Below are 11,478 nucleotides of genomic sequence, written 5' to 3'. Positions count from 1 at the left end.
GGCGCTATGGCGAGGAAGTCTCTGCGGCGCCGGATCGACGAGCGGCTGGCCGCGAACCCGGACGTGGGCGCGGTACGCCGACCGGTGACCCCGGACGCCCGAGAGAGCTTCGACCTGTACTACGTGCGCAGCGGCCCGCCGTCGGAAGTGCCGCTGCTGGTGATCCCCGGCGGCCCCGGCGTCGCGTCGGTGCAGACCTACCGCGGTCTGCGGCGATCGCTGGCCGCGCGCGGCGTCGACGTGGTGATGATGGAGCACCGCGGCGTGGGCCTGTCTCGGTGTGGCGACGACGGCGCCGACCTGCCGCCGGAGGCGATGACCGTCGACCAGGTCGTCAACGACGCCGCCGCGGTGCTCGACGCACTCGGGGTCGACAAGGCCGCGATCTACGGCACGTCCTACGGCAGCTATCTGGCCGCCGGTATCGGTGTGCGCCACCCCGATCGGGTCGCCGCGATGGTGCTGGATTCACCCGTGCTGTCCGCCCGCGACATGATCGATGTGCGCACGGCGATCCGGTCGGTGCTGCTGTCGTCGTCCGGGCCGGCGGGGGCGCAGTTGCAGGCGAAGGTGCATCGGTTGCTGGCGAGCGGCCGCTGGGATTCCGCACACACCCAGGTGGCGGCGACGGTGTACGAGGTGGGCGGGCCCGCGGCGCTGAGCCGCCAGCTGGACCTGTTGCTCGACGGCCGGACGGTGCTGTGGCGGGCCCTGGAGCACCTTGGCGGTGTCGCCATGCGGGTGGTGCCGTACCACAACGAGATGGACCTGGTGAACCGGATCGCGTTCCGGGAGCTGGACTATCTGGGCCGACCCGATGGCCTGCCGCTGGACCCGTCGGCCGGCATGGATCGGTGGGCGGAGTTGATGCCCGGCGCCATACCGGATTTCGAAGGTGAGCCCTACGATCTGCCGGCGGCGATGCCGGCCTTCGACTGGCCCACCGCGGTGCTGTCGGGCGGGCGGGACCTGACCACTCCGCCGGCGATCGCCGCGCGGGTGGCCGCGTTGATCCCCGGAGCGGTGCTGGTGACGCTGCCGACGGCCGCGCACAGCCTGCTTGACACCCGCGAACGGGCCGCCCTGCGGGTCGCCGAAACGGTGTTCACCGGCCGGGAGTCGGTGGTGCCCGACCTGGTGGGGCTGGCCGGCCGCGGGGCCGAACTCGATGCCCTGCCGGCCAACGCGTCGGTCAGGCTGGCCGGCGTCGCTCTGACGGCCGTCAGCACCGCCGAGCAACTGATCCCGGGCCGGTGGTGGCGATGAGCGCTACTTCAGGAAGCCGATGGTGGTGTAGTCCAGGTCGCCGAGCCCGGCCGGGCCGTAGTTGGCCAGCTTGGTGCGCACCGCCATATTCCCCGGGGTCTGGGTCAGCGGCAGGCTGAAACCTTCGGCCCACACCATCTTGTCCAGCTCGTTGGCCAACGTCAGTGCCTTGGCCGGGTCGAGCTCGTTGAGCACCTGCTCGATCTTGGCGTCGATTTCCGGGCTGCCGATCTTGCCGAAATTGGATTCGCCGGAGGAGGCGAAGATCTGGTTCAGGCTGGACAGCGGGAACGCGTCGCCGGACCAGCCGAACTGGGCGACGTCGAAATCGCCGGGGATGACGTACTTGGCGAAAAACCCGGTGCCCGGTTTGGACAGCAGCTCCAGCTTCACTCCGATCTGGGCCAGGCTGTTCTGGGCGATCTGGCCGATGTTCTTCGACGTCTGGCCGTCGTAGAGGAGGTCGCGCAGCACCAGCTGGCGGCCGTCCTTCTCCCGGTATTGGCCGTTGAGGGTCCAGCCGAGCCGGTCGAGGTCGGCGCGGGCCTGGTCCGGGTCGAAGGCGACGATGTCACTGTTGTCCTGGTAACCCTGCTGGCCGCGCACGAAGATGTGGTTGTTGAGCGGGACCGGGTTGTCGGTGAGTCCGTGCTGGGACACGCTGGCGATCAGGTTGCGGTCGATGCCCCGGCAGATGGCCAGCCGCAGTTCCCGGTCGGCCAGGATCGCCCCGGGCGCGCCGTTGAAGGTTAGATGCGACCACTGATTGGCCGGTGCGCGTCGCAGGGCCACCTGCGGGTTGTTGCGGACGGTGGACATCTCGTCGAGCGTGCCCAGGCCGGTGGCGTCGATGGTGCCGTCCTGCAGCGCCGGGATCCGGGCGGAGTCGTCGAGCACGGTGAAGGTGATGGTGTCCAGCACCGGCGGGGTCCCCCACCATTTCGGGTTGCGGCTCAAGGTGATCCGCTGCGCGGTGCGGTCGATGTTGGACACCACGAACGGCCCGGCGGCCAGACCGGGGCCGGCCAGGAACCCGGTGTTGAAGGCGGCCGGATTCGACGTCATCGCCTTCGGCAGCAGGGAACCGTTGCCGGCGAACATGCCGCGCCACTCCGAATACGGGTGGGCGAAGGTCATCACGGCCTGCCGGTCGTCGACGCCACGGGTCACCGAGGCGACGCGGTCGCTGCCGTTGGTGTTGGCGATGGCGAAGTCCTTGTTCTTGCCGTTGGTGGCCTGGATCTGGAACTTGATGTCCTCCCAGGTGATCGGGGAGCCATCGGACCAGACCGCCTTGGGGTTGATGGTGTAGGTCACCACCTGCGGGGAGGTGCTGGTGAGCTCGACGCTGGTGAAGTAGTCGGTGTCGACCGAGGGTGTTCCGTCGGGGGCGATCCGGAACGCGTGCGGCAGGGTGGGTTTGAGGACGCGGTTGGTGTCGATGTCGTTGCCGTCGATGTGCAGGGTGTTGAAGTTCGACGGGAAGCCGCTCAGCGGCAGTCGCAGGTTGCCCCCCTGGCGCAGGTCGGACACCGGATGCGGGTTGATGTCGGCGGTGTTGCCCAACTCGGAGGTGCCGCCGGCCGGCGGCGGGGTCGTGGTGCCGCCCGAACAGCCGGTCAACGCCAACGATCCGATCAGCATCGCGTAGATACCACGCCGTAGCCACATGGCACCCGATGCTAGTCCCGTCATTCGCTCGCGCTAGTGGGAGGCGGGGGCGTCGCTGCCCGGCACCGCCGCGAGCAGGGCGCGGGTGTACTCGTGGCGCGGGTTGCCGAAAACCTCCTCGGCGGGCCCGTGCTCGACGATCGTGCCGCGGTACATCACCGCGACATCGTGGGCGAGGTGTTTGACCACCGCCAGGTCGTGCGACACGAACAGGTAGGACAGGCCGAACTGCTGTTGCAGATCCAGCAGCAAATTGAGGATCCCGGCCTGGATGGACACGTCCAGCGCCGACACCGGTTCGTCGAGGGCGAGGATCTGCGGCTGCAGCGCCAGCGCCCGGGCGATGCCGATGCGTTGCTTCTGTCCGCCGGAGAAGTCCGCCGGGTAGCGGTCCGCGTCGGCCCGGCGCAGCCCGACCAGGTCGAGCAGTTCGCCGACCCGGTCGGCGGTCTCCTTCTTGCCGAACCCGTTGGCGCGCAGCGGCTCTGCGATCACATCGGCCACCGGAAGTCGCGGGTCCAGCGCCGCGACCGGGTCCTGGAACACCACCTGCAGGTCACCGCGCAGCCGGCGTCGCTGCGTGTTGTTGAGGGTGGCGACGTCGGTGCCCAGCACCGCGATGGACCCCGACTGCGGGGCGCGCAGCTCCAGGATCTCGCGCAGCGTGGTCGATTTTCCGGAGCCGGATTCGCCGACGATGCCCAGGGTGCGGCCGCGCCGCAGGGTGAAGTCGACCCCGTCGACCGCCCGCAGCTCGCCGACCTTGCGCCGCAGGATCGCGCCCTTGGTCAGCGGGTAGGTCTTGACCAGATCCCGGACTTCGACGACGGGCGCGTCATCGGTGGCCACCGCGGGTTGGCCGACCGGGGCGGTGGATACCCCGAAGATGTCGGCGGCACTGCGGCCGGCGACCTCGTCGGCCCGGATGCAGGCCACCCGGTGGTCGGCGGCAAGCAGCGTCAGGCCGGGCTCGGCGGTGCGGCAGGCCTCGATCACCAGGGGGCAGCGCGGGGCGAACGGGCACCCGGTGACGTCGGCGGTCAGCGCCGGGGGAGCCCCCGGGATGGGAACCAGCCGGGTGCCCTGCGGTGCGTCGAGGCGCGGTACCGAGCCCAGCAGGCCGGCGGTGTAGGGCATCCGGCGGTCGGTGTAGAGCGTGTGCACGGGTGCGGTCTCCACCGCGCGCCCGGCGTACATGACGGCGGCACGGTCGGCGAACTCGGCGACCACCCCCAGATCGTGGGTGATGACCAGCACCCCGGCGCCGGTGACGTCGCGCGCCGTCTTGAGCACCTCGAGGATCTGCGCCTGCACGGTGACGTCCAGCGCGGTGGTCGGTTCGTCGCAGATCAGCAGGTCCGGATCGTTGGCGATGGCCATCGCGATCACCACCCGCTGGCGCTCCCCGCCGGACAGTTCGTGGGGGAAGGCGCGGGCTCGCTTGTCCGGGGACACGATGCCGACCAGGTCCATCAGCTCCACCGCGCGCCGGCGTGCCGCGTCACGGCCGCGGCGACCACGGGCGGCCGGGTCGTGCACCTCGATGGCCTCGGCGATCTGCGCGCCCACCGGATAGACCGGGGTCAGCGCGGACATCGGGTCCTGGAACACCGTGCCGATCGCCTTGCCGCGCACCGCCGACAACGCGGTGTCGGACTCGCCGAGCAGCTCGCGTCCGTGCAACCGCACCGAGCCGCTGACCTGCGCGTATTCGGGCAGCAGCCCGATGACGGCCATTGCGGTCGCCGATTTTCCGGAACCGGATTCGCCGACGACGGCCACCACCTCGCCGGGCTGCACCGAAAGGTTCACCCCGCGCACGGCGTGCACCACGGACCGGTCGGTGGGGAAGCGCACCGTCAGGTCGGTGATTTCCAGCAGCGGCGGTGCGGTGCTCACGAGCGACCTCCGCGCAGCGTGTGCGCGCCGGGGTCGACGGCGTCGCGCAGGCCGTCGCCGATCAGGTTGGCGCACAGGATGATCGCCACCAGCACGCCGGCCGGGAACAGGAAGACCCACGGAAAGGTGGTGGCCGACGGGGTGCCGGCGGCGATCAGGGTGCCCAGTGAGATGTCCGGCGGCTGGATGCCGAAACCGAGGAAGCTGAGCCCGGTTTCGGCCAGGATCGCCAGCCCGACGTTCAGCGCGGTGTCGATGATCAGGATCGAGGCGACGTTCGGCAGGATGTGACGGGTGATGATCTGGTGGCTCGGTACTCCGAGATAGCGGGCAGCGGTGATGAATTCACGCTCCCGCAGGCTCATCGTCATGCCGCGCACCATGCGGGAGCTGATCATCCAACTGAACGCGGCCAGCAGCAGGATCAGCGCGAGCATCGTCGATGACCCGCGGATGCGCGGGGTGACGACGGCGATCAGGATGAAACTGGGCACCACCAGCAGCAGGTCCACCACCCACATCAGCACCCGGTCGCGCCAGCCGCCGAAATAACCGGCCACCGACCCGACGGTCGCGGCGATCACCGCCGAGATCACCGCCACGCACAACCCGATCAGCATGGACTTCTGCATCCCGCGCAGGGTCAGCGCGAACAGATCCTGGCCGAGCGCGTTGGTGCCGAACCAGTGCGTCGGGGTGGGCGGCTGCTGCAGGTGGTAGTAGTCCATGTCGGTGTTACTGAAGGGCAGCAGCGGCGGCAGTGCGTAGCACGCGACGAACATCACCACCAGCACGACGACGGCCGCCACCGCGGGGCGGTTGCGCAGGAACCGGCGCCACACCAGGGCGCGCCGCGAGGTGAAGGCCGTCGGCGCGACGACGTCCGCGGGCCCGGCGTCCACCGGGAACGCCGCGGCCGGGCTCTCATCGGGGAGGGGTTGGCTCATTGCACCCTCACCCGGGGATCGAGCGCGGCGTAGATGACGTCGGACAACAGGCCCGCACACAGGATCGCCGCGCCGGAGAACACCGTGATGGCGGCGATGATGTTGGTGTCCTGGGTGGCCACGCCCTGGACCACCCACTCGCCCATCCCGTGCCAGCCGAAGATCTTCTCGACGAACACCGCCCCGGTGACCAGGCCGCTGACTCCGTAGGCGAACAGGGTGGCCATCGGGATCAGGGCGGTGCGCAACCCGTGTTTGAACAGCGCGCGCCGGCGCGTCAGGCCCTTGGCGCGGGCGGTGCGGATGAAGTCCTGGCCCAGCACGTCGAGCATGGCGTTGCGCTGGTAGCGGCTGTAGCCGGCCATCGCCCCCAGGGCCAGCGTCAGCGTCGGCAGCATCAGGTGCTGCAGCCGGTCGGCGAACTGTGCCCAGGCGCCGCCGACGACGTCCGGCGACGTCTCGCCGATGAACGCGAAGAGTTGCACGCCGAATATCGAATTGACCTTCAGTGCGGCCAGGATCAGCAGGTTGGCGATGACGAACGTCGGGATGGACAGCAGCAGCAGCGACACCATGGTGATCACCCGGTCCGACAGCCGGTACTGGCGGACCGCACCCCAGGCGCCGAGCACCACGCCGCTCACCGCGCCGATGAGGGTGCCGAGGATCAGCAGACGCAGGCTCACCCCGATCCGCCGGCCCAGTTCCTCGCCGACCGGCTGACCGGCCACGGTGGTGCCGAAGTCCCCGCGGACCGCACCCCCGGCCCAGTCCAGGTAGCGCACCGGGATCGGCTTGTCGAGGTTCAGCTCGGCGGCCTTGGCGTCGATCACCGCCTGCGGAGGGCGCGGACTGCGCTGCTCGAGGCCGTCCAGCGGCGCGAAGGTCAACGAGGTCAGGGCAAAGGTGAGAAACGACGCGAGTGCCAGCAGCAGCAGATAGTTGAGCAGGCGGCGCAGCAGAAACCTCGTCATCTAGCGGGTGCTCCGGCCGGTCTGCATGAGCAACAGGGTATGAGATGACCCGGTGCACAGGCTGCTCAGGACGGGTTTCGGCGCGCCCCGGGCTCGCTTGACGGTTGGCCGCGACCCTGGAAGTATGCCAGGTATTAATCCTGGTTAATTTACCCAACTTAACGGAGATTCGCCTCATGAACGCTCCCGCCGCCGCGCAACCGGTGGCCGGTCACTACGAACTCAGTCATCTGCGTTCGCTGGAGGCCGAGGCCATCCACATCATCCGGGAGGTGGCCGCCGAGTTCGAACGACCCGTGCTGCTGTTCTCCGGTGGCAAGGACTCCATCGTCATGCTGCACCTGGCCATCAAGGCCTTCGCGCCGGGGCGGGTGCCCTTCCCGGTGATGCATGTCGACACCGGCCACAACTTCGACGAGGTGATCTCCACCCGCGACATGCTGGTCGATCGGCACGGGGTGCGGCTGGTGGTGGCCAGCGTGCAGGACGACATCGACGCCGGCCGCGTCGTCGACAAAGGCCCGTCGCGCAACCCGCTGCAGACCGTCACCCTGCTGCGCGGCATCTCCGAGAACGCCTTCGACGCCGCCTTCGGCGGGGCCCGGCGCGACGAGGAGAAGGCCCGCGCCAAGGAGCGGGTGTTCAGCTTCCGCGACGAATTCGGCCAGTGGGACCCCAAGGCGCAGCGCCCGGAACTGTGGAACCTCTACAACGGACGCCACCGCAAGGGCGAGCACATCCGGGCGTTCCCGCTGTCGAACTGGACCGAGTACGACATCTGGGCCTACATCGGCGCCGAGGGCATCGAGCTGCCGTCGATCTACTACGCGCACACCCGCGAAGTGTTCGAGCGTGACGGCATGCTGCTGGCCGTGCACCGGTTCATGGCGCCCCGCGACGGCGAGGAGGTGTTCGAAACCTCGGTGCGGTTCCGGACCGTCGGCGACGTCACCTGCACCGGCTGCGTGGAATCGGTCGCCGCCACCGTCGAGGAGATCATCGCCGAGACCGCCGTGTCGAGGCTGACCGAGCGCGGGGCCACCCGGGCCGACGACCGGATATCGGAGGCCGGCATGGAGGACCGCAAGCGAGAGGGGTACTTCTGATGGCCACGGCTGCACCGGATACCGCCACCACCTTGCTGCGCATCGCGACGGCCGGTTCGGTCGACGACGGCAAATCCACCCTGATCGGCCGGCTGCTGTTCGACTCCAAGGCCGTCATGGAGGATCAGCTGGCCGCCGTCGAGCGCACCTCGAAGGAACGCGGCAACGACTACACCGACCTGGCGCTGGTCACCGACGGATTGCGGGCCGAACGCGAGCAGGGCATCACCATCGACGTCGCGTACCGCTACTTCGCCACGGCCAAGCGCAAATTCATCATCGCCGACACCCCTGGTCACATCCAGTACACCCGCAACATGGTGACCGGAACCTCGACCGCGCAACTGGCCATCGTGCTGGTGGATGCCCGCCACGGCCTGCTCGAGCAGTCCCGCCGGCACGCCTTCCTGGCGTCGCTGCTGGGTGTGCGCCACATCGTGCTGGCCGTCAACAAGATGGACCTGATCGACTGGGATCAGGAGCGGTTCAACTGGATTCGCGATGAGTTCCACGCGTTCGCCGCCCGGCTCGACGTCCACGACGTCACCAGCATCCCGCTGTCCGCGCTGACCGGCGACAACGTCGTCACCAAGAGTGACAAGACCCCGTGGTACGACGGGCCCGCGCTGCTGAGCCACCTCGAAGAGGTGTACATCGCCGGCGACCGCAACCTCATGGACCCCCGCTTCCCGGTGCAGTACGTGATCCGGCCGCAGACCCACGAGCACGCCGACCACCGTAGCTACGCCGGCACCGTCGCCAGCGGCGTACTGCGCCCGGGCGACGAGGTGGTGGTGCTGCCCAGCGGCAAGCCCAGCCGGATCACCACCATCGACGGCCCCACCGGCCCGGTACAGGAGGCCTACCCGCCGATGGCGGTGTCGATCAGCCTGGCCGACGACATCGACATCTCCCGCGGCGACATGCTGGCCCGACCCAACAACCAGCCCACGGCCACAACCGAATTCGATGCCACCGTGTGCTGGATGTCCGACGATGCCACCCTGGAACCGGGCCGCGACTACGTCATCAAGCACACCACCCGCACCACCCGCGCGCGGGTCAGCGGGCTGAGCTACCGGCTCGACGTCAACACCCTGCACCGAGACAAGAGCGCCACCGCGCTCAAACTCAACGAACTCGGCAGGGTCACCCTGCGCACACAGCAGCCGCTGCTGCTCGACGAGTACTCGCGCAACCCGGCCACCGGCTCGTTCATCCTGATCGACCCGGTCACCAACGGCACCGTCGCGGCGGGCATGGTGCGCGACACCGCCCCGGTCGCCGACCGCCAGGCCACCCCGAACACCGTCGTGCACAAGTCGCTGGTGACCGCGCGGGAACGCCTGTCCAAGGGGCGCACCGTGTGGCTGACCGGGCTGTCGGGTTCGGGCAAATCCTCGGTGTCGGTGCTCGTCGAGCGCAAGCTGATCGAACACGGTTGCCCCGCCTACATTCTCGACGGCGACAATCTGCGTCACGGCCTCAACGCCGACCTCGGTTTCTCCATGGATGATCGCTCGGAGAACCTCCGGAGACTGGCGCACATCGCGACCCTGATGGCCGACGCCGGGCTCACCGTCATGGTGCCGGCCATCAGCCCGCTGGCCGAGCACCGCGAGCTGGCCCGTAAGGTGCACGAGGCCGCCGGGATCGAGTTCTTCGAGGTCTTCATCGACACGCCACTGGAGGATTGCGAACGCCGGGATCCCAAGGGCCTCTACGCCAAGGCCCGCGCCGGAGAGCTCACCCACTTCACCGGAATCGACAGCCCGTATCAGCGGCCCAAGGACCCGGACCTGCGGCTGACCCCGGAGGCGAGCCTCGACGAGCAGGCGCAACTGGTCGTCGAGATGCTGGAGCGCCCCGGTGAGTGATCACCGGCTGGCCGCCGAACTGGCGAGCCGGGCCGGGAAACTGCTGCTCGACGTCCGCGCCGAACTGTCCGAGGCGCCCGCCGCCGAGCGAAAGGCAGCCGGGGACAGGCGAAGTCACGAGTTCCTGATGACCGAACTGGCCGCCGCCCGGCCTGACGACGCGGTGCTGTCGGAGGAGGCGACCGAACAGGAGAAGGCCAACTCGGCGCGGTTGACCGCCGACCGGGTGTGGATCGTCGACCCGCTGGACGGCACCCGGGAATTCTCCGAACTCGGCCGTGACGACTGGGCCGTGCACGTGGCTCTCTGGCAGCGCAACGGCAGCCACGGGGAACTGGTCGCCGGGGCCGTCGCACTGCCGGCCCAGGGTATGACGCTGGCCACCCCGGAGGTGGTCGCACCGGCCGCGCACGACGGTCCGGTACGCGTGGTGGTGTCGCGGACCCGCCCGCCGGCCGTCGCTCTGGCCGTGCGTGACGCCCTCGACGGTGTCTTGGTGGAAATGGGTTCGGCCGGCGCCAAGGTGGCCGCGGTGGTGCAGGGCCGCGCCGATGTGTACGTGCACGCCGGCGGGCAGTACGAGTGGGATTCGGCCGCGCCGGTCGCGGTGGCCCGCTCCGCCGGGCTGTTCACCGCGCGGATCGACGGTTCGCCGTTGCACTACAACCAGATCGACCCGTCGCTGCCGGATCTGATCGTCTGCCGGCCGGAGTACGCCGAGGCTGTGCTGGCGGTCACCGCACCGGGACGCTGACCCGATGCGGATGTCGGCGAAGGCCGAGTACGCGGTGCGGGCGATGGTCGAGCTCGCCGCCGCCGAACCCGGCGCGCTGACCAAGACCGAGGACCTGGCCCAGGCACAGGGCATCCCGGCGCAGTTCCTGGCCGACATCCTCTCCGCACTGCGCGCCGACCAGCTGGTGCGCAGCCACCGCGGCCGCGACGGCGGATACACGCTGGCCCGTCCCGCCGAGCAGATCAGCGTGGCCGACGTGCTGCGCTGCGTCGACGGTCCGCTGGCCAGCGTCCGGGACATGGGCCTGGGGGACCTGCCCTACGGCGGGCCGACGGCCGCGCTGACCGACGTGTGGCGGGCACTGCGCGCCTCCATGCGCGCGGTCCTGGAGGAGACCAGCCTCGCGGATGTGGCCGGCGGCCGGCTGCCCGCGCACGTCGGCGCACTGGCCGACGCCTACCGGCGCCAGGAGCACACCCGGGGTCACCGCCGCACGGTGTAGCGACCGCCCGGCCGTCGGGGTTCAGTTTTCGTACGGCCGGGTCAAGATCTCCAGGTGGTGCCCGTCGGGGTCGCGGAAATAGACGCCGCGCCCGCCGTCGTTGTGGTTGATCTCGCCGACGCGGGTGCCCGCCGGATCGGCCCAGTGCGTCATCCCGGCGGCCACGATCCGGCCGTAGATGGCGTCGAACTCGTCGTCGCCGACCAGGAACGCGTAATGCTGCGGGTGGATCTCGGCGCCGTCGGGCACATCCGCGTAATCCAGGGTGGCGCCGTGGGCCACCTGCACCGCCATGAACCGGCCCATCGGCACCGGATCGGGCAGACCGAACAGATCGGTGAGAAACCGCGCAGAGGCGGCCTTGTCGCGCGCCGCGACGATGGTGTGGTTGAAGGCGATACTCATGGTTTCTTCCCGTCGCTGTGTTCACCAGTCAAGCACTGCGCGCGGGAGGTCGCCAGGTACCGGAACCGCCGCGGGGTGAACCGGGCACCGGTAGC

Annotated in this window: 10 protein-coding genes; 5 read left to right on the top strand and 5 right to left on the bottom strand. The window is 69.6% G+C overall.

What is annotated here, in order from left to right; translation table 11 throughout:
* Nucleotides 1–6 precede the first annotated feature (6 nt).
* Nucleotides 7–1,266 carry an alpha/beta fold hydrolase gene (locus G6N16_RS18350; protein ID WP_083029129.1) on the top strand — a complete coding sequence of 420 codons (1,260 nt, stop codon included), beginning with the start codon at nucleotides 7–9 and terminating at the stop codon, nucleotides 1,264–1,266.
* A 3-nt stretch (nucleotides 1,267–1,269) separates the two neighbouring features.
* On the opposite strand, the gene G6N16_RS18345 is transcribed toward G6N16_RS18350, so the two are convergent.
* The 4 genes from G6N16_RS18345 to G6N16_RS18330 are packed head-to-tail and all read right to left on the bottom strand — an operon-like array spanning nucleotide 1,270 to nucleotide 6,757.
* Nucleotides 1,270–2,937 carry an oligopeptide ABC transporter substrate-binding protein OppA gene (locus G6N16_RS18345; RefSeq protein ID WP_083029128.1) on the bottom strand — a complete coding sequence of 556 codons (1,668 nt, stop codon included), beginning with the start codon at nucleotides 2,935–2,937 and terminating at the stop codon, nucleotides 1,270–1,272.
* Between the two features lie 33 nt (nucleotides 2,938–2,970).
* The gene (locus G6N16_RS18340; RefSeq protein WP_179961217.1) at nucleotides 2,971–4,836 is read right to left on the bottom strand and encodes an oligopeptide ABC transporter ATP-binding protein OppD; all 1,866 of its coding nucleotides are present in this window, start codon (nucleotides 4,834–4,836) and stop codon (nucleotides 2,971–2,973) included.
* Entirely contained in the window at nucleotides 4,833–5,783 is a 951-nt protein-coding gene (locus G6N16_RS18335; protein ID WP_083029127.1) for an oligopeptide ABC transporter permease OppC, read from the bottom strand. Before G6N16_RS18335 ends, G6N16_RS18340 begins: the two co-directional genes overlap by 4 nt.
* On the bottom strand, nucleotides 5,780–6,757 hold the full coding sequence (locus G6N16_RS18330) for an oligopeptide ABC transporter permease OppB (RefSeq protein WP_083029126.1): 978 nt from the start codon (nucleotides 6,755–6,757) through the stop codon (nucleotides 5,780–5,782). Before G6N16_RS18330 ends, G6N16_RS18335 begins: the two co-directional genes overlap by 4 nt.
* A gap of 176 nt (nucleotides 6,758–6,933) precedes the next feature.
* Between G6N16_RS18330 and cysD the strand changes: the two genes are divergently transcribed.
* The 4 genes from cysD to G6N16_RS18310 are packed head-to-tail and all read left to right on the top strand — an operon-like array spanning nucleotide 6,934 to nucleotide 10,978.
* Complete coding sequence (gene cysD, locus G6N16_RS18325) at nucleotides 6,934–7,863, top strand: sulfate adenylyltransferase subunit CysD (RefSeq protein ID WP_083029125.1); 930 nt, start codon at nucleotides 6,934–6,936, stop codon at nucleotides 7,861–7,863.
* The gene (gene cysN, locus G6N16_RS18320; RefSeq protein WP_083029124.1) at nucleotides 7,863–9,740 is read left to right on the top strand and encodes a sulfate adenylyltransferase subunit CysN; all 1,878 of its coding nucleotides are present in this window, start codon (nucleotides 7,863–7,865) and stop codon (nucleotides 9,738–9,740) included. Before cysD ends, cysN begins: the two co-directional genes overlap by 1 nt.
* A complete protein-coding gene (locus G6N16_RS18315; RefSeq protein WP_083029123.1) occupies nucleotides 9,733–10,494 on the top strand; it encodes a 3'(2'),5'-bisphosphate nucleotidase CysQ in 762 nt (253 codons plus the stop codon). Before cysN ends, G6N16_RS18315 begins: the two co-directional genes overlap by 8 nt.
* 4 nt (nucleotides 10,495–10,498) lie before the next feature.
* A complete protein-coding gene (locus tag G6N16_RS18310; RefSeq protein WP_083029122.1) occupies nucleotides 10,499–10,978 on the top strand; it encodes an Rrf2 family transcriptional regulator in 480 nt (159 codons plus the stop codon).
* Nucleotides 10,979–10,999: 21 nt separating this feature from the next.
* Here the strand turns inward: G6N16_RS18310 and G6N16_RS18305 are convergent, their stop codons facing one another.
* Nucleotides 11,000–11,383, bottom strand: a complete 384-nt coding sequence (locus tag G6N16_RS18305; RefSeq protein WP_083029121.1) for a VOC family protein — start codon at nucleotides 11,381–11,383, stop codon at nucleotides 11,000–11,002.
* Between the last annotated feature and the right edge of the window lie 95 nt (nucleotides 11,384–11,478).

Origin of the sequence: Mycolicibacterium insubricum (genome assembly GCF_010731615.1) — a bacterium.
In the GTDB taxonomy this organism is placed as follows: Bacteria; Actinomycetota; Actinomycetes; order Mycobacteriales; family Mycobacteriaceae; genus Mycobacterium; species Mycobacterium insubricum.
The sequence above is the reverse complement of the archived record's forward strand: the minus strand, read 5'-3'. Positions and strand labels throughout refer to the sequence as shown.